Raw genomic sequence first — 21,987 nt, 5'->3', positions numbered from 1 at the left:
CGAGAAGCATGCGTTTCTGAACCCCTAATCAGGAGTTCTTGCGCATGCATAGTTTTGACCCTTCCCAACCCGATGGTTTCAATCAAACTCTGGACAGCACGGTCTCTGCCCACGGCGTCCCGGTCATTGCAGAACGGTATACAGTGCCAGCACGTTGCGGTGTCGCGGCGCGTTTGGAAGCTGGGCAGACTTTGACCATCACCAACCCGACCGGCTGGCAAGTCTGCGATTTCTGGGCGTTCAATGCAGCAGAGCTGCATGAATATTTGTCTATGCCGCATGTGCATACGGATCTTCTTTCTGTTTTCCCAAAGGTCGGTGACAGGTTGGTCAGCAATCTGCGCAATCCACTTCTGACGCTGACCCAAGACACATCGCCGGGTGTTCATGACACAACGATCGCAGCTTGCGATGCCAACCGGTACAGGCAATTGGGCGTCACTGACTATCACGACAATTGCGCCGACAACTTGAGGCAGGCTTTGCTTGCTATCGGGAAAAAAGCACCGCATGTGCCAGCGCCCTTCAATCTGTGGATGAACGTACCAGTTCACCCTGATGGCAGCCTTTCCTGGGCTGCCCCAGTGTCAAAACCGGGGAATAGCATGACCTTCAAAGCTGAGATGCCAGTCTACGCCGTGATGTCGGCCTGCCCGCAGGATATCACTCCAGTCAATGGGGACAAAGGCAAACCGAGCGCGCTGGAATTTGTTGTTCATGACGGCTGATGGCGGCGACATATTTTCTGCCCGCTGGATCATCGAAGATGCCTTTCACAGTCACAACGACTTCGCGCTTTATGTTCTAGACGGCAGAATAGGTGGCTTGGCGCCTCTGGCCGTATTGAAGTCACGTTATCCCAGCGCAAGGGTGCACTTGGACACAAACACGGCGATCCTGCCGGGGTTTGTGAATGCGCATCACCATTGCTATGGGGTCAACCTAATCAACCAAGGGATACGGGATGACCTATTAGAGCCTTGGATTTTCGCCTCCGCTGGCACAATCGACGTTGCGCCGCGCCTCGCCACCGAATACTCGGCAATGCGCTTGCTGAAGAATGGGGTAACGGCTGTTGTGGATGCCTGCACCGCGGGTCAGACCGCGGCCCTTGCTGAAGCGAAGATAAGGGACAAAATCGCTGCATATAATGGGCTTGGCCTGTCCTGTGCCATCGCGCCGGGCGAGAGATGGCACAACCAGCTTGTGCATCCATATGGGCAAAGCCAGTCATTTCTGACCACTTTGCCAGAGGTTCTGCGATGCAAACTGCATCGCCAGCACGTTGCGCGCACACGTATTGAACCGCAAAGCTTAGTGCGGCTTCTGTCCCGGATGCATGGCGAATACGCGGCTTCTGAATGCGCTGATGTGTGGTTTGGTCCCACGGCACCGCATTGGACGGGCCGAGAGACTCTGCGCGACATCACCAGGGAGGTTCGCGAAAGCGGCCAGCGCATTCACACCCATGCCGAGGAGTCTCGGTTGCAACACCTGTCGGCTACAGCCTGGAGTTTTCAGGGTGCCATCGCAGAGTTGGGCAAAGCTGGCCTGCTCACTGACGGCTTATCATTGGCGCATATGGTATGGGCGGACGAAAAAGATCTGGCGCGAGTGGCCGAGGCGCGCGCGCATATCGTGTGCAATCCTAGCTCCAATTTGCGGCTGCGGTCCGGGATTGCACCCGCGCCATTGATGAAGCGGATGGGCATCAACCTCGCACTGGGGATGGATGGGACCAGCCTGGCAAGTGATGACGATATGTTCGACGAAATGCGTCTGGCGCAAAGCCTTTATTGGTCAAGTGATCGGGCGAACCCTAGCCTGACCGCGAAGGATGTTTTCGACATGGCCACTATGGGTGGCGCGCGTTTGATGGGAATGGATCAAAGCATCGGAAGCCTGTCCGTCGGCAAACGCGCCGACTTTGTGATCCTGCGCCTGGACCGTCTTGAAGGTCCCTGGCTGGACCCCGGCATTGATCCGGTTGAGCTGTTGGTCAGCTCGGCAAAATCCACGGATATCTATAGCGTCTTCAACGGCGGACAACTGGCCGTTTCGCACGGCGAGGCCAAAAGGTGCGACGAAAAGAAAATTCTTCAAAACATCACCGACGGCATGCAGCGCGCCGCGGATCAAAGGCTGAGTGCCAGCGAATATGCCGCCGTCAAATCCGCATTGCAGCGCTGGTATGACGATTGGCTGACGAACAACGCCCCGCAATTGTGACAGAGGAGCTAGACCATGCAGAAGAAAATAATCTGGCCAAACGGCGCACGATGCGCCTGTGCGATCACCTTTGATATCGATGCGGACAGCCTGATCCATATCGCAAAGCCGGTCGACGGGCATGATCGCCTCTATCCGATCTCCATGGGGCGTTACGGGCCGACGGTTGCCATCCCTCGGATTCTAGAAACCTACAAGCGTCTCGGGTTGAAACAATCCTTCTTCGCCCCCGGATGGGTCGTGGAGCAATATCCAGATGCTATGCAAGCCATCCTGAAAGATGGTCATGAAATCGGTCATCATGGCTATTTGCACGAAGACCCGACAAACCACAGCGCGTCTGAACAAACCTATTGGTTTGAACGCGCGCTGGAGTCGCATAAGCGGGTTCTGGGCAATGTGCCAAAAGGCTATCGCGCACCGGTTTACAATGTGACGCAAGCCGTCATCGACCTGCTGAACAAGCATGAATTCGACTATGACAGTTCGCTGATGGCGGATGATGTGCCATACCTCATGCGATCCGGCGGCCGGACTTTGGTCGAACTTCCATCGCACTGGGGGACCGACGACTGGCCGCAATTCGCCCATTTTGAGGAGATTGGCTACATGATGCCCGTCGCCGGGCCACGCGCCGGGCTGACCCCATTTTGGGAGGAATTCGAAGCCCAATACGAAGAAGGTGGCTTCTGGATCGGCATCTGGCATCCGTTCCTGACCGGGCGTTTGGCGCGGTGGCGGCAGGTGGAAGACTGGATGGAATCTATCTTGAACAGGGGTAACGTCTGGTTCGCGACTCTCGGAGAGATCGCGCAGCACGTGCGCATGCAATATAAGGCAGACCGGCAAAGCGTACGGGTTGAAGAACTGCCTTATTATCAGACTCCGGTTCTGACGGCATGAATATCCTTCAACGGGCGCGCGACTTCCTGGATTCGCTCGACGCGCATCGCGAGATATTCCTTAGCGTTGCGCCAGATAGACTGTTGCAGGATGCTCGATCCGCCGCCGCGCGGCAGGCCGAAGGAAGGCTGCTTGGCCCGTTGGACGGCCAGTTTCTTGCGGTGAAGGCCAATATCGACGTGCAAGCGCTCCGAAGCCATGCGGGGTCTTTGGCCATCGATCCTCAACCAGCAGACAATGACGCTCCAATCGTGGCCAGGCTCCGTTCTGCGGGCGCGATCATTCTGGGCCATGTGAACATGTCGGAGTTCGCCTTCTCCGGGCTCGGAGTTAATCCGCATTTCGGCACCCCTCTGAATGCTTTGGATAGCACAATGGTGCCTGGAGGGTCCTCGAGCGGATCGGCGTCAGCCGTTGCCTTGGGCTTGGCCGACATCGCCTTGGGCACAGATACCTCCGGCTCCGTGCGCATTCCGGCCGCCTGTCAGGGCTTGGTGGGGTTTCGCCCAACCATGGACCGCTACGAAGGCGCTGGGATTTTACCTCTGGCACCTTCCTTGGATACGCCAGGCTCACTCGCTTTGAAAGTCAGTAAAATATGCGCCGTGGATCGCGTTTTGTCGGATTGCAAAGAAACCGGGCACTCATGCCGTCAAATTCTGTGCCTGAGGGAAGATGCCCTCGTGGGATTTACCCCTGAAATCAAGGCAATGTACGAACAGGTCCTGCAGCATTTGTCCGAGCATGGCGTCGAATTGGAAAGGGTTGATATCCGAAGTTTCACTCGTGTCACGGAGGTCTTCCAAACCTGCGGAACGCTGGTGAGTGCCGAAGCCTTTCGTCTTCTGCCAAGTTTGGTCGGAGACCGGCAGGCCAGACTGGACCCAAATGTGCAGGATCGCCTTGCTCAGGCGGCTTCAATCCTTGGCACAGATCTGCAGGCCTTGCTGGAAATCCGGCGGGCCCTCATCCTGGACTTTGGCAAGGAACTGGCAGGGAAGATGTTGCTTTACCCGACATTGCCGTCGAACCCGCCGTCGGTTCTGGCTGTGACCCGCGATAAAGGGGTCTTTGCACGGGAAAACGCCCTTATCCTGTCGGTATCGATGAAAGCCGCTTTCCTCAATGCCCCAACAATTTCCATTCAATTTGGAGAACGGAGACCGGGGGTCAGCCTATCCCTGAGCGGCGGAGCAAACAGGGACGCGGATGTACTTGCGACGGCGTCTTATCTGGAGAAGATTTTTTCAGCGATTGGAGATGGCTGAGGTCATTTCACTCCATTCAGAATTCTCTTCATTTGTACCTGCGCGTCACTGGCTTCACCTTTGAATGGTTCATTGCAAACTGACTAGGTGACAAGATGACCACAATCCTGAGAATTGACGCCAGCGTGCGCCACACCGACAACCCTGTTGCGGCCTATAACTCCATTTCCCGCGCTTTGGCGGACAGTTTCGTGGAAGAGTGGAAAACGGTTGATCCCGACGTTGAAATAATTGTGCGTGACGTCGGAATGACCCCGCCAGATTTCATTTCTAACGATTGGATCGCGTCCGTCTTTACAGCAGAAGAGGAACGCACTCCTGAACAGAGCGCTTTGGTCAGCTTGTCTGATACGCTGATTGATGAACTCGACCGCTCCGACATCCTGCTGATTTCGACGCCCATGTACAACTACGGCATGCCCGCAGCCCTTAAGGCTTGGTTTGATCAGATCATCCGGATCAACAAGACATTTACGTTTGATTTGGCGCGTGGCGACTTCCCTCTGGAACCGATCATGTCCGGAAAAACCCTGGTGCTGCTGACATCGGCTGGCGAATTCGGTTTTGAGGACGGTGGGATTCGCAATGACTCGGGTCACCTTTCTGCGCATATCAGCACATTGCGCAAGTACCTGGGCGCAGAACGCATGTTCGAAGCTGCGGCCGAGTACCAGGAATTCGCTGATGAGCGTCACGAAGCTTCCGTCGCCTCAGCTCAGTCCCAGGCTCGTCACATTGCGCGTGAGCTTGCCTAACCGTTAGCCAGTTTATGGAAAGTAGAACCTGATGAAATGAACAGGTTCTACATTTCCAACTGATCACAGCTCAAGGTGTGAGGCAGGTGGTTGTGTCCTGCGCCCTTACCTGAGTGGCTCAAGTCGCTAAAGATACGAAACGGCAGCGAATGTAGTTGTAAACCTTCATTTCGGATTGGCAGACAGTTTTTACCAATTTCTTGAATCAACATCCCCTTATTCGAACTCCTGGTTCGAAAGCGGAAATTGCTACGCTGCGTTTGAACGGCAGATTTGTCCCGCAAAGCCGGCGCTCACTCCTTATCGTTGATCTTCGAAGCAGCAAAAAAGCTCGTATAACTAGCAAACGATGCGATATGCCCTCTCATCTGCGATACGTTAGAAAATAGCTTTACTTTCGCCCCGACCTTCATTCAGGCCCTCCAGGCGTATTCTACAGAATTGCCGTGCAGTCTCGGCTTGCCTTCAAGACAATCCCTCACTGATTTCAGACACAGTCTTTTCGCCGGTTATTTAACCTAGCCGGACCCGCCGGGCGGCATAGATACGCGCTCTAGAATACCGCGATAGTGGCAAATTTGTTCTTTACATCGCCAATATCGGTGGCCTCGGGCTGTTTCTGCTTGCGTCGTGCTGATCATTTCGTAGAACTTCTGAAGATTTCGTTTTCCAAAGATTGAATTTGAAGCCCGCTTCCGGAAGCGGGCACTCATGGACACTTCGAAGGGTCCGCTTGGCATACTGTTAGTCGGTGCCTTTGCTTGATCAGATCAGCCTCAGCTTTTAATTCATTTGCTTGCTCGGTTACGGTCGATCCCTGAGCCTCATCAATGACCGCCGAAGCCAACGCACCAGCGTCCCCAGCGCCTGATTTCGCGGCATATCGAAGCGTTTCCAGCGACCCGGAGTCCGCAAATTCGATCACCAACTCCTGGCTTCCAAAAGCTGCTTTGCGGGGAATTGGAATGCCGTATTCGTTGCCCGGCAATGCCATCAACGCGGCGCCTTCCCAGATTTTTTCACCCTTGAGATCAGATTGTACAGCAAAGTTGACCCGTGTAAGTTGCCGGGCGATCAATACATTGGTCTGATCTTCGTTGTTATTGTCCACTGGATGTTTCAGTCGCGAATAGTTCGCCGCGCTTATGCGAGTGAACAAGTTTCCTAGGTGCTTCTCAAGCTTCAAGTGATGAACGAGACTGCCATCAACTGGTTTGATTTCTTGGATATTGGTGCTGGGAACAGTCAACTCTTTCGAGTACTGAAGTGTCAGAAGGCCAGTGTTTTTGTTCTTCTTATCTTCAATGTATTTGCAAGCATTGAATTCCTCTCCATCTTCCTTGTCAAGAATTCGTGATCGTCCCGCTGCTACTACGGTCAAAACTGACTCAACTACCTGTTTCGCCGTTCCAGTCTGTGTGGAATTTAAGCTCTTTAATCTTCCATCCTCAAAAAACTGGACCTTGACATCAGGATCCGAAAACGGACCCGAAAATTGCTGAAAATCCAAGACGTGCTGTGAGGTAGTATCAGCCGAATTGGTTAAAATCGGAGCAACAGAATTCAAAACAACCAACTCATCAAGTGAGTTGCATGTTACAGACCGAGTTACATCGACCCGTATGTCGGTCTTGGTAAGGTAGTAGTTTGATGACACTTCGGGGATCTTCCCGCAGCTCGATATGACCAGAATGAGTGCCAGTAATCTCTTCATAGCAATAATTCTCTCCACAGGGGTCGTTGTGCCTACACTTGGCAAACTATCATCAAGTTAAGGCATTTATATGCAATTCTCGGTTGATAGCTTCGCCCCTGTTGCAATCCTGACAAACCATCTTACCAGCCCCATTCCTGAAATGTCCGGTCCATCTTGTCGATCGCATTCTGCAACGGCACGCGTTGTACCCGCCCGAACCAGAGCAGATGCCATAGGGCCAACAAGCAAATCGGAGCGGGCCTAGCACACGGAGACAGAAGCCACGCAGTGTACTGCGTAGAAAGCGAGATAGAATGATTTCGATTTTTGGTAAGCCCGACGCACTGCGTCCGCGGAAGCAATTTGGCGAAACAAGATTTCATTACGTACGGCCAATTCCAGAAATGCAGAAACACTTCCGATTGTCACCACTACTGCCGCTTGTTCGACTGCATTCCACAGGTCCCGTTCGACACTCACGTTCTTGCGTACCTTGATTGTGTCGTGCGGTATGAATGGGACAGAGAGCAGATGGCCCCCTCTGTCAGTTCTTCAGCCACCTCAACGCGAATGGCTTGGAGGTCGCGCGCCACGCGCAGATCATCGAGATCCGAAAAATAGTAATCGAGTGCCGAAATGGCGTTCTCGATAACATCCCCCGACTCATCGGCAGCGGCGAAGCAGTTCGGTACGTCTGGAAAACACACGTCATAGGCGGAATAGGCGCGGCCTTTCTGAGGTGGGTGCATTGAGCGCTGGAGGCGGATTTCGATTGAACATGTTTGAACCCTTCCTTGTGTTTGGATGGGTTCTTTCTGGCGCGCCCCGCGTGACAATCGCGACGCGCGCGAGAGTTGGTGCAAAACGGGTGCAGGCGCGGTGCGCGCTTTACTTAGACATTTGATTTTAATGGGATTTTTTGAAGTGGCGCGGCCCTTAGCAGGGGAGCGCCTTCGACCACTCGGCCACGTCTCCGCTGGCGGGTATATCCTTGCCTGTCACCCGGATACAAGGCGATTTTCTATGCCTTGCTCACTTTTCTCAAATTCGTCGCAAACGCACACGCAATCAGCGAAATTTCGACGCTCTTGAAGACGGATATAAGCAGTCGTAATTGCGCGAAGGAATTCTTCAAACTACTCAATATGACGCGCTCTGAACTGAAAACTTGCCAAATACACGGGCTATAAGGCATATTTGTATAGATTTATTAGCGTATAATTCAAAAATACGAATTTATTGAGGGGCAAACCGAGCGGTGGGCGCGATGCGCTCAGTACCTATCTGTGGGGGAAGGACGTTAGGTTGGCTTGGTTGAAATCGTTACTCGTTATTTGTTGTGTTTTGCTTCTGCCTTCGCAGGCCTTAGCCAACATAGGAAAAGTCATCGGCGTCGAACAAGGCGCTGAAATAACACGCGCAGGGAAATCGCAGCCGTTGCGAACAGGGATGGAAGTTGCATCTGGCGATTCCATATCCACCGACGGCAGCGGTCTGGTTCAGTTGGTTTTCGTCGATGAAACCAAGATCGCGATTGGCCCGAATGCTCGGATGACACTGGATGTGACAATGCTGCGCGGCAACAAAAAGGCCAAGAACTTCGCGGTTCAGGCCCTTGGCGGCAGCTTTCGCTTTATCTCTGGCAAAAGTAAAAAGCGCGCCTACTCGATTCAAACGCCCACTGCGACCATGGCCGTACGCGGAACGACTTTTGACATATGGGTCGCGCCCGGCGCGCAAAGCGCCATGCTGATTTTACAGGGCCGGGTAGAAATGTGTGGTCAGAACGGCATTTGCCAAGAGACCGGGCGCAAATGCAACCTTCTCGCCACCACACAGAGTGGACGTATCGGGCGCTCTGTCGATCAGGAAAGTTACGAACAAGCGGTGAAAGAAGGGTTCCCCTTTGTTCAGTCACAAGAGCAATTGCTGATTCCATTGCAAACAGACGTGACGGGCTGCGGCAGGGACGCCGTGCCACCTCTGCCGCAACGATCAGAGGTCCCTGCATCAGGCCCTGACTGGGGACCGCGTGAGGTTCAAAGCGCTGGGGCCTCCGGGTCGTCCCCGTCAAACAGCGTCGGCGTCGGCAGCGGCAATGGCGGCAGCGTCGGCAGCAGCACTGGCAGCAGCAACGGCAGTGGCGGTAATGTCGGAAACGGTAGCGGCAGTGGCGATGGCAGTGGCGGCTCGATCGGCGGCGGTTCCGGCAGCGGCGGGCCAGGCAGCGGTGGCACGATTGGTGGTGGCGGAACAGGGGGATTTGGCGGCGGTAGCGGCAGTGGCACCACTGGCGGTAACGGCGGCAATAGCGGCGGTTGAGCAAACACAGGCCCCGCTGCATGACATCAGATCAGTCGTTGCCGCAGAAAAATGCGCACATCCCGTTCAGGTCCGTCCGGGCTGACCACGACATTCGGAGGCAAACGTGACCGGGAAGCCCAAAGAACGAACAGGGCGGCGGCGGGCCTTCCAGCTGGTAGGGCTGGGCCTGATCCTTTTCGGGTGTTTTATCCGGGTTCTCGATCCGTATCCGGTGCGGATGACGCGGCTGATCTATTTCGACATTCTGCAACGCATCTCACCACGCGAATACAACCCTGATCTGCCTGTCCGCGTTGTGGATATCGACGAACAGTCGCTGGCAAACTGGGGGCAATGGCCCTGGCCCCGAACCCTTTTGGCACAGATGGTCCAGAACCTGGGCGAATATGGTGCCGCCGCTATCGCCTTTGACATTTTGTTCGTCGAACCTGACAGGTTCTCGCCTGCGCGGTTGCTGGAAGAACCCTCGCTCTCTGGGGTGCTGTCAGTTGAGCGCCACGCCGAGAAGCTGGACCATGACGTGCTGTTCGGAATGGAGATCGCCAATTGGCCGGTTGTATTGGGCGCGGCAGCCCGACAATCCAGCGACGGCAGGCACGTTACGCCGATGGCCGGGATCATCGAAATAGGGGAATCGCCGACCTCGGGGCTGGTTACTGTTCCTTATTGGACCCCACCAGCCTCACCGCTGGATCGAACGGCAGCAGGCATCGGAGGGGTCAATGTCTCACCCCTTGGCGGTATGGGCATCGTGCGCCGCGTGCCTATTTTGTGGGGCGGGCCGGATGGTGCGCTGCCGGGGCTGGGGATTGAGGCGCTAAGGGTTGCCATAGACGAACCCGTCATCATTGCCGAAGGCATGCCGGATGAGGCCGGTATCATGCTGGCGGTCGAGATTGGTCAATTCCGCCTGCCAACCACCGAAAACGGCGAGGTCTGGGTCAGATACAGGCGCGATAACCCGGACCTGTATCTGTCAGCTGATGATATCATGCAGCCACAGGACAATCCCGATCTGCGCGCCGAAATCGAAGGGCGGATCATTCTGGTCGGCACGTCGGCCGCCGGATTGTTTGACATGCACCAGACACCTTTGGGTGAATCTGTTCCGGGCGTGTCGATCCATGCGCAAATTCTTGAACAGGTCCTGACCGACGAAATGCTAAGCCGCTCGGATGTGACGTCGGCGCTCGAACTGCTGTCTTTCGTCATTCTTGGCGTAGTGGTCACGGCCGTCATGGCGCGGTTCGGGGCGGTTGCGTCATTTGTTGCAGGTGGCGTTGCTGCGGCGGTTGTCCTTGGCATCAGTTGGCTGGCATTCCAGCACCAGTTGGTTCTGTTCGACGTTACCTTTCCGCTGATGGGGGGCATGGCTAATTTCGGCCTGCTGGCGGGCTATCTGTTCATCTCGACCGAGCGCGAAAAACGTGTGATCCGACAGATCTTTTCCCACTATGTCGCGCCCGAGATTCTGGACGAAATTGAGGTGTCTGGGCATCAGCTTCAACTGGGCGGTGAAACACAGGAGATCACCGTCATGTTTTCGGATATACGAGGCTTTACGCCTTTGTCCGAGTCAGTTTCGGCCACCGATCTTGTCACCTTGCTGAATCAACTTTTTTCTCAGATCGGCGACCAGATATTGCTGGAACGGGGCACCATAGACAAATTCATCGGCGATGCGGTAATGGCGTTTTGGAACGCTCCCCTGCCGGTCGAAGATCACCCATGCCGTGCCGCAAAGGCGGCGCTGTTGATGCGACGGGCGCTGGTAGAGTTCAACGCCTCGGACGTCATGCAGGGGCGGCCGCCGATTGCGCTGGCGACCGGTTGCGCCACGGGTCGGGCCTGCGTCGGTAATATCGGGTCAAAGCGCAGGTTCAACTATACCGTCATCGGGGATGTGGTGAACGTCGCCGCACGGATCGAACAAAGCTGCCGCCATGTGGACTATGACATCGTTGTCTCAAGTTCGGTGTATGAGAAAACGCGGCACGAAATGGCGATGCTTGAGGCCGGGTATGTCGACCTTAAGGGACGAACTGACCTGGAACCCGTTTTCGTGCTGGTTGGCAATCAAGACGTACTGGAAACCCCTGAATTTCAGAAATTGGAAACAACCCACCAAAGGCTGATCGCGGCTATTCGGGACCGGCACCCTCAGGTTCGGATTGAACGAATATGCGAGGATTGCATCGAACAAGCCCACCATATCGAACCCGGATTGATGAAGTTCTATTACGCGCTGTCCGGCAGGGCCGCCGATTTCCGGTCGGATTTCCAATCCAATCAGTTGATCTTCAGCCACCAAAGGCGCGCCCGAAAACCATCAGCCTGAGCAGTTCGAATGGATGGGCTATGCCATTTCCGCCAACGCCATATCAATGCGTGTCAGCATCGGAGATCGCCCTGCAGACTCGACGATGACGCGGGCCCGGCTTAGATGCTCGATAGCCTGCGCCTTGTTTTTTTTCGCCTTGTACAGCAGCCCCATGATCATATCACAGCGCGCGATATAGTGGCCCTTTTGGTCGAACTGAGGGTTCTTGCGCACCTGCTCGACCATCGCGATCAGACGGTTTTTTCCAAACAGCATAACAAAAAAAATCAAACGGAAATTTCGAAACAGAACCCCCAGCGAACCGCCGCCTTCACCTGTTAGGATGGCCAGATACATCTCGCACAGAAACAGACGGGCCCAGTCAGCGGATATCTGAGTGCCCTCGTCGGTACGTTTCTGAATGGCGCATTCAATCTGGCGCAACCCGTCCGTGATCCGACCGTTCAGCGCATAGGCCACCCCCAGCATCGCCGCGGGCCCGAAGGTGAACAGCGTCCACCCCTTTTCGTTGCAGGCCTTGATGTGGTTTTGAACCACCTCAGTCGCCCCTGGCATTTCCAGCGGCACCATGGCTCCTACTCTGGCTGCTTCGGCTATGGCCAGCTCAAATTCGACCTTTGATGCTTTGCGCGCCTTCTCAGCCATTTCAAGCGCCAGTTCGTGATCATCGGTGACCATCGCGATCAGCGCCTTCATGGCGGTTCCATAGCCCAGCGCACGCGGGTCGTTTTTGGCTTTTCCCAAGGCGATCATCCGATCTGATGCGGCATGCGCCCGCGCCACCCGCCCCCGTGTCAGTTCGTTCCACCCAACAGTGGCCTGATAAAAATTGTGGATATAGGCGTCGTCGATCTGTTCCAGCACAGCCTCGACTTCGCGTTTTCGCGCCTCGAAACGGTCATTGTCGATCGGCGCGTGATAGATTGAGACCGAAAGCTCATTCACCATGGCATACGCCTTGGAGGCCGGGTCATTCAGACGACTGGCCATGTCTGTAAGTTCCTGTTGAACCCAATGCGCCTCGTGGTATTTGCCATTGCAGACCAGACAAGAGACATAATGGTGCAGGAACAGCGCGTGATCCTGACTGTCACCGATCTTTTGCAGGATCGGACGCACTGTCCCAGCTAGTTCGATAATCTTTTTGACCCGCAGTGAGATATTGGAACACAGCGCAAAACTGGCCATGAATCCGGCAAATTCTGCATCTGTGGCACAACTTGGGTCGTTTTGGTACAGCTCAAGAGCGTCCACAAAGTACCGGTTGGCTTCGTCCAGTGAATAAACGCCGAGGCATTTATCACCAGCCATGGCACTGTAGTGAAACGCCTGATCTGCCCGATCGGTCTGTCCATAGTGAAAGGCCAGCACCTCGGCGGCCTCGTGCAACCGGTTGGCGTTGCGCATCACCAACGCCTCGGCAATGGCAAGATGCAGGTCGGACCGGCGGGACAGAACCAGGCTTTGATAGACCGAATCCCGCAGCAGAACATGTTTGAAGATATAATCCGACGAGTTCGGCTCGCGGTACAGCACATCCTGCGCTTGCAGCCGTTGTAGGGTGGCGCCGGTTGACTTGGTCGTCTCGGTGATCTGGGACAAAAGACCGGGATCAAAACGCCTACCAATCACGGCTGCAGCCTGCAGCAAGGCGCGATCTTCGGGATCAAGTCGTTCAATTCTGGCTGTCAAAAGACTGCGCATGGTGACGGGCAGCCCGCTGTCGCTGATATCCGCTTCGATATGGGCGCGGCCATTTTCGACGCGCAAAACTCCCTGATCCAGCAGAAAGCCCAAGATTTCTTCGCCAAATAGTGGATTACCGCCGGCACGGTCAGCCAGCTGTTCGGCCAACCCATCGGGCAGAGCGTCCACCCCAAGACGGTTTTGCGCCAGCGTGGCAAGGTCTTCGGCCCTCAGCGGGCGAAGCGCCACGGTTGTCACCCCGGCCATGTTTTGCCAACTGGGTGTGTATTCGGGTCGCCGTGTCTGGATGATCAGCAGGTTCGACAAGTTCGGAGCCTCGATCATATTCGCCAGCAAGTCCTTTGACGCGCTGTCGATCCAATGACCATCTTCGATCAGCAAAACAACCTGACCCCGCGCGCATTTCAGGCGCAGCAGCTCGGTCAGCAACTCGCGAATACGCAGACCGATCAGAACACCGTCGAGACCGTCCAGAACCCCCTCGGGCGGCGTGAGCCCCAGAAAGTTCATCATTAACCCAAGGTTCTGTTGCGTGAACAGCCCGGATGTTTTTAACCCGGTCTCAAGCTTGGCCCGAACCCGCTGCGGGTTGTCGGCATCAGTGATGAGAAATGAATTGCGCGTGATTTCCAGGAAGGGCAGAAACGGAACCTGCTGGCCATCGGCAAAGCAGTTTCCCGTCAGGACCGACACCTCGTCCGCAGGTAGGCGATGAAGAAACTCGAAAACCAGCCGCGTTTTGCCCAACCCCGGCTCGGCAACCAGGTCAATCACGGACCGGGTGTCTTTCGCCCGCTCCAGCGCGGTGGAGATCGTGCTTAGTTCATCTGTTCGGCCAACATAGCCGCTCAACCCTTGCGCCACTGATGCGTCGAACCGGGTTGCGTCGGGGTGAACGGTCTGCAACTGCCACAGCTTTTGCGGCGCGGACAGACCCTTGATCTGATGTTCGCCGAAAAAGCCAAGTTCGGTCACCCATTGGACCAGCCCCCGTGTGGTGTCGCAGATCAGGCTTCCACCCGGCGGGGCAAGATTTTCAAGCCGCGCGGCCAGATTCACTGTGCTGCCCACAGCAGTCGTCGGGCCGCTCTCGCCCTGGACAGCCGCCATCAGAACCGTACCGGAACTGATCCCCACACGCACCTTCGGGCGCACGCCGAAACGCGCTTCGATATCCGCGGCGGACGCTTCGAATGCCGCATGGATCGCCATAGCGGCCCGGCAGGCCCGCAGTGCCGTATCTTCGGTCGCGTCAGGAATGCCGAACAGCGCCATTATGCTGTCGCCAGCAAAATCGCGCACCGTTCCACCGTGGGCCTCGACCGCCCGGACCAGCGTATCGTAGGTCAGCCGAACAAAGCCCAACGCCTGTTCTTCCCCAAGCGATGCAACAATTGCGGTGTAGCCGACCATATCGGCAAACAGCACCGTGACCTGACGCCGTTGCTCGCTATCTGCTTGTTCCCGCTTAGGTTTATCCGCAATCTTCCCCATACCTGCAAAGGTGTACTACAGCCAATCCAGGCTCGCCAGTATTTGCAGATGAATTGCCGCAAAGGCTTATTCAAATAGCAGTGAAAATGTCACGACCAAAGCCGGGTGCGACCATAGTCGGCGACACCTGTCTGTTTCAGACAGTTTCCGCCCACAGATCATCTGCCTGAGGGATGCTGCAGACCCCAAGATACCGACGAACCGTCTCAGTCATTCCAAAGTTCAGAGCATCGCAAAACAACGCGTGCCCGATGGACACTTCGGCAATCGACGGGATCCGAGCGATCAGTTTGCGCGTGCCACTGACCGTCAGATCGTGGCCCGCATTGACCTTGAGCCCTTGCGCCGCAGCCGCGGTCGCTGCAGCGGCCAGACGGTCAAGTTCCTGCGTCTCGGCCACTGGGTCGTCTTAAGATCCGCCGAACGGGCCGGTGTAAAGTTCAACCCGATCTGTTCCGGTCATCGCCGCATGCGGCATGTGCGCTGCCTCGGGGTCGCAGAACAGGGATACGCGATGACCGTTCGCCTGTAACCCGGCAACCACATCCGCTAGTATCGCGCCCTGCGCCGGGAAATCCCAACCATGATCACTTGTCGCCTGACCCGGATCATCGGGAACCAACGTCACCTGGTCCGCGCGCACCTGCTGAACCAGCGACAGAAACCGTTCATCTGGATAGCCTTCGACATTCAATTCCCGGTCTGGAAAGTCCGCGTCAAGCATGGAGCGTAGCCCGCGCACATCATCGGGCCGGGTGTGGCGCTCATCCGGGCGGGGGTGCACCGTCACGCCCGCCGCGCCCGCGTTCAAGGCGATCCTTGCCAGACCTATCAAATCCGGCCAGGGGTGCTCTCGCCTGTTGCGCAGCAGGGCGGCAACATTCAGATTTACCGAAAGGTCCGTCATCACCCTGCCCTACAGCCGAAAGGATTGCACATGTTCGGGCGTCGGCACGCCATCGATGTTTCGGGGATCAGGAATAGGATCACCAACCGACGTGTGAACGGGAATGACCCCGGCCCAGATGGGCAGATCATAATCCTCTTCCTCGTCATTTGGACCGCCCGTGCGGACCTTGGCGCTGCCTTCCGATATATCCATGCCCAGCACCATTGTTGCCTTCAGATCCTGCGCGTGATCGGGCCGCAGGCTTTCATATCGCCCCGGGAACAGGCCGTTCACGAACCTGCCTAGCTTGTCCAGCTTTTCTGCCGGGTCTTCAACCTTGACCGCGGTGCCAAACAACGTGACCGACCGCGAGTTAACGGAATGATGCATACCGGACCGAGCCAGGACAAACCCGTCAAGAATTGCGACCGACAGACAAACCTGCGCATCGCGAGAATTGCGCAGCGCACGACTGGCCGAGGACCCGTGCCAATAAATGCGATTGCTCTCTCGCCATTGCAACGTCGGAGTGACAAAGGGCTTGCCATCAATCACATAACCCACGCTACACATGGGTTGCGCGTCCAGGATACTGTTGATGGTGGCACGGTCGAAATGCCCCCGCTCATGGGATCGACGCAGGCGGGATCTGTCGGTGATGTTCAAAGTCTCGTTCATGGTCATAGCTCGGGTTTGATCTTGCTATGACTGTAGTGCCCGAGTATTGGATGTTTTCAAATGTCCAGTTTTAAAACTTTTCCTGAGGCCAATTTGAATCGAGATCTTTTTGCGATCTCGGTGGATGCATCGCTGAAGACCTCGCTTCAGGCGCAACTGCTTGAGGCGCTGCGCGGTCTCATATCTAAGTCCTCTGACCTGGTCGGGACGCGGCTGCCAGCCAGCCGCACACTGGCATCCGAGTTGTCGATATCCAGAACAACGGTTCAGGCGGTTTATGACCAGATGATCAGCGAAGGGTATCTGGTCACCCGGCAAGGCAGCGGCACATTTGTGGCCAGCGAGATCACCCACCTGTCGCAACCGCAGCCCATCCCCCGCCCGGCGGGTCCAAAGACCCAGAAATGGCTGCCCTTTCAAACCGGTCTGCCGGATCAATCCCTGCTGCCGCACAAACAATGGGCACGCCACCTTGAACGCGCATGGCGCAACCCAACACCCGAGCTTTTGGCGCGAGCGGACCCTTTGGGTTGGTATCCGCTGCGCGCGGCCATCTCGGACCACGTTGCCGCGTGGCGACACTTGTCCTGTGATCCGGGGCAGATTGTGATCACCTCGGGCGCGCGCGAAGCCTTCGAGGTTATATTCCACGGGCTGCTTGGTGCGGGCAAACAGGTTGCGATCGAAGACCCATGCTGGCCGAAACTTCACGCGATTCTGAGGGATACAGGAAACTTAGCCTGCCCAGTACGTATCGATCAGGACGGGCTGGATGTGACAAGCCTTCCAGACAAGGCCCATGCCACTATCGTCACGCCTTCGCGGCATTATCCAACAGGGGTCAGCCTGCCCTTGCCCCGCCGGGTCGCCTTGCTGGATTGGGCCAGACAGACCGGTGCGGTGGTGATCGAGGACGACTACGACAGCGAATTCCGCTATCGGGGGCAACCTCTGCCATCGCTTTCGGGGTTGGATGTCCTCAATAACACGATCTACCTTGGCAGCTTTTCAAAACTCGTCAGCCCGGCACTGAGGATCGGGTATCTGGTTGTGCCCAAACGCATGCTGCAAAGCACGCGGACCTATCTTGATCGTGTGGGACCACGCGCCTCGCTGATCCCGCAACCCGCCTTGGCGACATTCATGAACAGCGGTGAATTCGCTATGCATTTACGACGCATGCGACGCGTTTATGCGCGACGTCAGAGCCATCTGCTCACCGCGCTCGCCCCCGCCTGTGACCTACTGGAGCTTCAGCCGGACTCGTCGGGCATGCATCTTTGCGTAGCACTTCGAGCGGCACTTGCAGACAGAATGTCCGACATTGAAATCAGCCAGCGGGCCGGGGAAAACGGACTGCGCATCAGCGCGCTGTCTGACCAATGTGTGTTGCCGCAAAAGATGCAGGGCTTACTGCTGGGGTACGCGGCGTTTGACGAAGATACACTTTCGGACGCGGCGGATCGGTTGGCTTCTCTTATACAGCTGCCACTTTGAAGCAAGCCATGCTGCCTACTGGATAATAGTCAAAAAGTTTTTCACACGTGAAGCACACAACATGATATCGTCAAATAAGAATATATATTCTCAGTATTTCACAAGCTGAATCCGCGAACTCTGTGAATGGGGAGGTTCACATGCTTCGACTGTCTGTCTGCTTACTTACTTTGGTCTCTGTCCCGGCAAGCGCTATTGCCGATGCCGTTCCCACCAAGGAAGCCGCCGAGGGAACCTTTGCCGAGCGTCCCTTTTCACCCTACGCCAACCGCACTTTCCCGGAGCGCCCGCTTTGGGGCGACACGCATCTGCATACGGGGCTGTCACTAGATGCGGGCGCATTCGGCAACACGCTGCTGCCTGACGACGCATGGCGATTTGCTAAAGGCGAGCAGGTGATTTCCTCCACCGGGCAACCAGTAAGACTGGCCAGACCGCTGGATTGGATGGTGCTGACCGATCATACTGACCTGATGGGTTTTGCCCCTGACTTACAAGCTGGCAAACCCGGCGTGATCTCAGACCCCAAGGGCCTGGAATGGTACGAAGGATACAAGGCCGGTGGCGAAGAAGCTGGTAAAGCAGCCTTCGATATTATCACAAATTTTTCTCAGATGACGCTGCCGGAAATTTTGCTGGAGTCCTACAGCCCGGGGGCCGATGCCTTTGCGTTCACCTGGGAACATATCGTCCTGGCCGCGGAGCGGCACAACGATCCCGGTCAATTCACCGCGTTTATCGGTTTCGAATGGACCTCGGTGCCCAAGGGCTTCAACCTGCACCGGAATGTTATGTTGCGCGACGGACCAATCCGCGCATTGCAGGTTGTTCCGCCGGTGACACAGCCACCCTACGGCAACACCGATCCCAAAGCGCTTTATTCTTGGCTGGAGGATTACGAAGCCAAAACCGGTGGCCGGGCGGTGGCTTTCGCCCACAACGGCAACTTATCAAACGGCTGGATGTTCCCAACCGAAGACACGTATCACGGTGGACAGGTTGACGAAGAATACGTCCAGAACCGCGCAAAGTGGGAGCCTCACTACGAGGTCACGCAAATCAAAGGAGACGGCGAGGCCCACCCGTATCTCAGCCCGGATGATCCCTTTGCCGACTATGAGAACTGGGATATTGGCAACCTCGATATCACCGAATTGAAAACCGAGGACATGCTAGCGGGCGAGTATGCGCGCGAAGCCCTCAAGCGCGGCCTGATGCTTGAAGAAAAGTTCGGCGTGAACCCCTATAAATTCGGCATGGGCGGCGCGACTGACAGCCATACTTCGCTGGCAACCGCCGAAGAAGACAACTTTTTCGGCAAATCTGTCAGTGTGGAACCGTCGCCCACCCGGATACAACATCCCTTTATTGCCAATGAGCTGGGCGAGATACCGGGCGATCTGCTGGTCGCTTCTGGCTACACTGCCGTTTGGGCCACCGACAACACACGCTCAGCCATTTTCGATGCGTTCAAGCGCCGCGAAACCTATGCGACCACCGGTCCTCGGATCGGTTTGCGTTTCTTTGGAGGCTGGGCGTTTGACGAGGGCGACCTTGAGACGCGCTTGCTGGCGGATGTCGGTTACACGAAAGGCGTACCCATGGGTGGTGACCTGCGCCCGCGCGAAGGGGATGGCGCACCGAATTTCCTGATTGGTGCCTTGCGCGACCCGATCGGTGCAAATCTGGATCGGGTTCAGGTCGTCAAAGGATGGCTGGATGCAGACGGGGCGATGCAGGAAAAGGTTTATAATGTCGCCTGGTCTGATGATCGGTCACAGGATGCAGATGGCAACCTACCCGAGGTCGGTAATACTGTGGATGTGGAAACCGCGAGCTGGAGCAATACCATCGGCGCGTCCGAGTTGATCACCGTTTGGTCCGACCCGGATTTCGACCCGAATGAACGGGCCTTTTATTACGTCAGGGTTCTGGAAATCCCCACCCCGCGTTGGTTGCTATACGACAAGTTGCGGTTTGGCATTGATCTGCCAGAAGACGCACAACTGATACATCAGGAACGCGCCTATTCCTCACCGATTTGGTACACTCCGGGGTGAATGGCCTTTTTCGAAGAACCACCACTGCGTTGGAATATAAGCGTAATTATTCTGCAGTCTGTTTGACTTATCCAAGGACCCGCCACTACTATTAAGGCGGGTCTGAAAGCGTCTTCGGAACTAAGCATGCATATTTTGAAAGAACCCCTGCTCCACTTTATTCTGATCGGAGCCGCCATCTTTGGCTGGTTTGCCATAGTGGGCCCAAAGGACGAAAGCGCTGAACGGGGTGATGCAATTGTTATCGACGACGCTGATGTCACGCTTTTGGTCACCCGCTTTGAAACAACCTGGAAACGCCCGCCCAATGACGTAGAGTTGCAGGTGCTGATCGACGCCCTGGTGCGCGAGGAAATCCTGGTGCGCGAGGCGCGCAACCTGGGGTTGGATCGCGGGGATCAGGTAATCCGGGCACGGTTGGCACAAAAGATGGATTTCCTGTCGGATGCAATCGCCGCCTCGGTAGACCCCGAAGATGCTGTGCTTGAAGCTTATGTCGCGGCAAACCCGGCACGTTTTACTAAACCTTGGCAGAAGGCATTCGATCAGGTGTATCTGGGCGATCAGCCGGTGCCCGAGGATGTGGACACCGCGCTTTCCGCACTAACGGCGGGCAGGGAATGGTCAGAGTTTGGTGTACGATCCCTGATGCCTCGATCAATGCCGCTGTCGCCCCCCGGCGCCGTCGATGCCGCATTTGGCCTGGGGTTTTCGGCTGCGCTGGTCCCATTAGAACCGGGCGTCTGGGCCGGGCCGATTCAATCGGGATATGGGATGCATCTGGTCCGTGTCACCGAAACGCGCCCCGAATATCTGCCGCCACTTACGGACATTCGCGATGCGGTTTTGATAGCATGGCGTCGGGACACGGCCGAGGAACTGGCGCAGGCGCAATACGAAACTCTTGCCGCGCAGTACCGGGTTGAAACACCGGGGTCCGGTGAATGAGGGCCCTGTTTTGCTTGATAATAGCGATCTGGTTGGCCTGCACCCCAAAGTCCGGCAATGCACACGCGCTTGACCCCGGATATCTGGACCTCCGCCAATTGACGCCAGGCACCTGGCAAGTGATGTGGCGCATACCGGATGTGAACGGCCAACCCATGAGGATTGACGCGATCCTGCCCGAAGCTTGCACCCCATCGCACGGTCCACCGCCGATCTTCGACTCGGTTGCTTGGGTGTCCTCGTGGGTTGCAGAATGCGGGGCTGAGATCGAAGGACAAACAGTCACAATCCGGGGCCTCGAACGACAAAACAACGATGTCCTTCTGCGCGTTCAGCCACTGGAATCTGCAATTGCCACCCTCCGGTTCACACCTGAAGAGCCGGCCCTGACTTTGCCAATAGATCCGACCACATGGTCCGTTTTCATCAGCTATTTCTGGCTTGGCTTCGAGCATATCCTGGAAGGGTGGGACCACCTACTGTTTGTCTTCGCCTTGTTCATTCTGGTGCGCGATCCGTGGCGGCTGGTCGGCGCAGTGACAGCCTTTACAGTCGCGCATTCGATCACGCTGGCATTAGCTACGCTGGGGGTGCTGCACGTTCCTGCCGCCCCGGTCGAAGCGGTGATTGCCCTGTCGATCGTTTTCCTGGCCCTGGAAATTCTCAAACACAAAGAAGGGCAGATCAGACTGTCCGAGCAATACCCATGGATTGTCTGCTTTTGTTTTGGCCTGCTACACGGGCTGGGTTTCGCCGGTGCCCTGTCCGAGATCGGCCTGCCCTCTCAGGATATCCCAGCTGCACTTCTGGCCTTTAACCTTGGGGTCGAGGCCGGACAACTTACCTTTATTGCGGGCCTGTCAGTAGGAATGTTTCTGTGGCGTCAGGTGGCGCGCTTTAATCCATCACGGCTGAGCGGGGTTACCCGACCAATCACTGGCTATGTCATCGGCAGCGTGTCGGTCTATTGGCTGGTCGAGCGTGTCAGTGGGTTTTAGGCTTTTGGTCCCAGAGGCTGAGGTCAACAGTCTTATTGAGTGTATTTGGTTTTCCGGCATTGAAGCTTTGTTTTGGATGAGGTTATTGCCTCTCACCCCATTGTTTTGTGGTTCTGACGGGTTGAGTGTGTTAAGCGATTGATCTTGGGGATCAATTGTAGTGTGACCGGGCTGTTCTGAGATTTTCTGACGCTGGTTG

The 21,987-nt window shown here is 56.1% G+C and carries 15 protein-coding genes and 1 pseudogene; 11 read left to right on the top strand and 5 right to left on the bottom strand.

Annotation, left to right across the window (positions count from 1 at the left end):
• Positions 1–44 precede the first annotated feature (44 nt).
• The 5 genes from ACR0B8_RS08105 (at position 45) to ACR0B8_RS08085 (ending at position 5,155) form a co-directional block, all read left to right on the top strand.
• The gene (locus ACR0B8_RS08105; RefSeq protein ID WP_226688831.1) at positions 45–728 is read left to right on the top strand and encodes a DUF1989 domain-containing protein; all 684 of its coding nucleotides are present in this window, start codon (positions 45–47) and stop codon (positions 726–728) included.
• Positions 718–2,229, top strand: coding sequence for an amidohydrolase family protein (locus ACR0B8_RS08100; RefSeq protein WP_480658435.1), 1,512 nt, complete (start codon positions 718–720; stop codon positions 2,227–2,229). The genes ACR0B8_RS08105 and ACR0B8_RS08100 overlap by 11 nt, the downstream gene beginning before the upstream one ends.
• 15 nt (positions 2,230–2,244) lie before the next feature.
• Entirely contained in the window at positions 2,245–3,132 is an 888-nt protein-coding gene (locus ACR0B8_RS08095) for a polysaccharide deacetylase family protein (RefSeq protein WP_226688829.1), read from the top strand.
• Positions 3,129–4,400, top strand: a complete 1,272-nt coding sequence (locus tag ACR0B8_RS08090) for an amidase family protein (protein WP_226688828.1) — start codon at positions 3,129–3,131, stop codon at positions 4,398–4,400. Before ACR0B8_RS08095 ends, ACR0B8_RS08090 begins: the two co-directional genes overlap by 4 nt.
• A gap of 95 nt (positions 4,401–4,495) precedes the next feature.
• A complete protein-coding gene (locus tag ACR0B8_RS08085) occupies positions 4,496–5,155 on the top strand; it encodes an FMN-dependent NADH-azoreductase (RefSeq protein ID WP_226688827.1) in 660 nt (219 codons plus the stop codon).
• Positions 5,156–5,864: 709 nt separating this feature from the next.
• On the opposite strand, the gene ACR0B8_RS08080 is transcribed toward ACR0B8_RS08085, so the two are convergent.
• Both ACR0B8_RS08080 and ACR0B8_RS08075 read right to left on the bottom strand, forming a co-directional pair.
• Positions 5,865–6,869, bottom strand: a complete 1,005-nt coding sequence (locus ACR0B8_RS08080) for a hypothetical protein (protein WP_226688826.1) — start codon at positions 6,867–6,869, stop codon at positions 5,865–5,867.
• A 458-nt stretch (positions 6,870–7,327) separates the two neighbouring features.
• Positions 7,328–7,600 carry a type II toxin-antitoxin system HicB family antitoxin gene (locus ACR0B8_RS08075; protein WP_226688825.1) on the bottom strand — a complete coding sequence of 91 codons (273 nt, stop codon included), beginning with the start codon at positions 7,598–7,600 and terminating at the stop codon, positions 7,328–7,330.
• 700 nt (positions 7,601–8,300) lie between these two features.
• On the opposite strand from ACR0B8_RS08075, the gene ACR0B8_RS08070 reads away from it, so the two are divergent.
• Both ACR0B8_RS08070 and ACR0B8_RS08065 read left to right on the top strand, forming a co-directional pair.
• Positions 8,301–9,173, top strand: a complete 873-nt coding sequence (locus tag ACR0B8_RS08070) for a FecR family protein (protein WP_170359384.1) — start codon at positions 8,301–8,303, stop codon at positions 9,171–9,173.
• A gap of 106 nt (positions 9,174–9,279) precedes the next feature.
• On the top strand, positions 9,280–11,514 hold the full coding sequence (locus ACR0B8_RS08065; protein WP_170359382.1) for a CHASE2 domain-containing protein: 2,235 nt from the start codon (positions 9,280–9,282) through the stop codon (positions 11,512–11,514).
• An 18-nt stretch (positions 11,515–11,532) separates the two neighbouring features.
• Here the strand turns inward: ACR0B8_RS08065 and ACR0B8_RS08060 are convergent, their stop codons facing one another.
• The 3 genes and pseudogenes from ACR0B8_RS08060 to ACR0B8_RS08050 form a co-directional block, all read right to left on the bottom strand.
• Entirely contained in the window at positions 11,533–14,718 is a 3,186-nt protein-coding gene (locus ACR0B8_RS08060; protein WP_170359380.1) for an ATP-binding protein, read from the bottom strand.
• 136 nt (positions 14,719–14,854) lie between these two features.
• A pseudogene (locus ACR0B8_RS08055) lies at positions 14,855–15,625 on the bottom strand (pyridoxine 5'-phosphate synthase).
• 9 nt (positions 15,626–15,634) lie between these two features.
• On the bottom strand, positions 15,635–16,285 hold the full coding sequence (locus ACR0B8_RS08050; protein ID WP_170359376.1) for a pyridoxamine 5'-phosphate oxidase family protein: 651 nt from the start codon (positions 16,283–16,285) through the stop codon (positions 15,635–15,637).
• Positions 16,286–16,378: 93 nt separating this feature from the next.
• On the opposite strand from ACR0B8_RS08050, the gene pdxR reads away from it, so the two are divergent.
• From pdxR to ACR0B8_RS08030, 4 genes are all read left to right on the top strand, one after another.
• A complete protein-coding gene (pdxR, locus tag ACR0B8_RS08045; protein ID WP_480658439.1) occupies positions 16,379–17,782 on the top strand; it encodes a MocR-like pyridoxine biosynthesis transcription factor PdxR in 1,404 nt (467 codons plus the stop codon).
• 140 nt (positions 17,783–17,922) lie between these two features.
• Positions 17,923–19,842 carry a DUF3604 domain-containing protein gene (locus tag ACR0B8_RS08040; protein WP_480658441.1) on the top strand — a complete coding sequence of 640 codons (1,920 nt, stop codon included), beginning with the start codon at positions 17,923–17,925 and terminating at the stop codon, positions 19,840–19,842.
• A gap of 126 nt (positions 19,843–19,968) precedes the next feature.
• Positions 19,969–20,790: a peptidyl-prolyl cis-trans isomerase gene (locus ACR0B8_RS08035; RefSeq protein WP_170359370.1), complete on the top strand. Its 822-nt coding sequence runs from the start codon at positions 19,969–19,971 to the stop codon at positions 20,788–20,790.
• On the top strand, positions 20,787–21,788 hold the full coding sequence (locus ACR0B8_RS08030) for a HupE/UreJ family protein (protein ID WP_170359367.1): 1,002 nt from the start codon (positions 20,787–20,789) through the stop codon (positions 21,786–21,788). The genes ACR0B8_RS08035 and ACR0B8_RS08030 overlap by 4 nt, the downstream gene beginning before the upstream one ends.
• Positions 21,789–21,987 lie beyond the last annotated feature (199 nt).

The sequence above is a fragment of the Ruegeria sp. BH6 genome, assembly GCF_056538105.1.
The sequence above is the reverse complement of the archived record's forward strand: the minus strand, read 5'-3'. Positions and strand labels throughout refer to the sequence as shown.

What these genes read in the sequence shown, in the direction of transcription:
- ACR0B8_RS08075 (WP_226688825.1), bottom strand. Translation starts at nt 7,600, where the DNA reads ATGCACCCACCTCAGAAAGGCCGCGCCTATTCCGCCTATGACGTGTGT.
- ACR0B8_RS08105 (WP_226688831.1), top strand. Translation starts at nt 45, where the DNA reads ATGCATAGTTTTGACCCTTCCCAACCCGATGGTTTCAATCAAACTCTG.
- ACR0B8_RS08100 (WP_480658435.1), top strand. Translation starts at nt 718, where the DNA reads ATGACGGCTGATGGCGGCGACATATTTTCTGCCCGCTGGATCATCGAA.
- ACR0B8_RS08040 (WP_480658441.1), top strand. Translation starts at nt 17,923, where the DNA reads ATGCTTCGACTGTCTGTCTGCTTACTTACTTTGGTCTCTGTCCCGGCA.
- ACR0B8_RS08070 (WP_170359384.1), top strand. Translation starts at nt 8,301, where the DNA reads ATGGAAGTTGCATCTGGCGATTCCATATCCACCGACGGCAGCGGTCTG.
- ACR0B8_RS08085 (WP_226688827.1), top strand. Translation starts at nt 4,496, where the DNA reads ATGACCACAATCCTGAGAATTGACGCCAGCGTGCGCCACACCGACAAC.
- ACR0B8_RS08080 (WP_226688826.1), bottom strand. Translation starts at nt 6,869, where the DNA reads ATGAAGAGATTACTGGCACTCATTCTGGTCATATCGAGCTGCGGGAAG.
- ACR0B8_RS08050 (WP_170359376.1), bottom strand. Translation starts at nt 16,285, where the DNA reads ATGAACGAGACTTTGAACATCACCGACAGATCCCGCCTGCGTCGATCC.
- ACR0B8_RS08060 (WP_170359380.1), bottom strand. Translation starts at nt 14,718, where the DNA reads ATGGGGAAGATTGCGGATAAACCTAAGCGGGAACAAGCAGATAGCGAG.
- ACR0B8_RS08090 (WP_226688828.1), top strand. Translation starts at nt 3,129, where the DNA reads ATGAATATCCTTCAACGGGCGCGCGACTTCCTGGATTCGCTCGACGCG.
- ACR0B8_RS08035 (WP_170359370.1), top strand. Translation starts at nt 19,969, where the DNA reads ATGCATATTTTGAAAGAACCCCTGCTCCACTTTATTCTGATCGGAGCC.
- ACR0B8_RS08095 (WP_226688829.1), top strand. Translation starts at nt 2,245, where the DNA reads ATGCAGAAGAAAATAATCTGGCCAAACGGCGCACGATGCGCCTGTGCG.
- ACR0B8_RS08030 (WP_170359367.1), top strand. Translation starts at nt 20,787, where the DNA reads ATGAGGGCCCTGTTTTGCTTGATAATAGCGATCTGGTTGGCCTGCACC.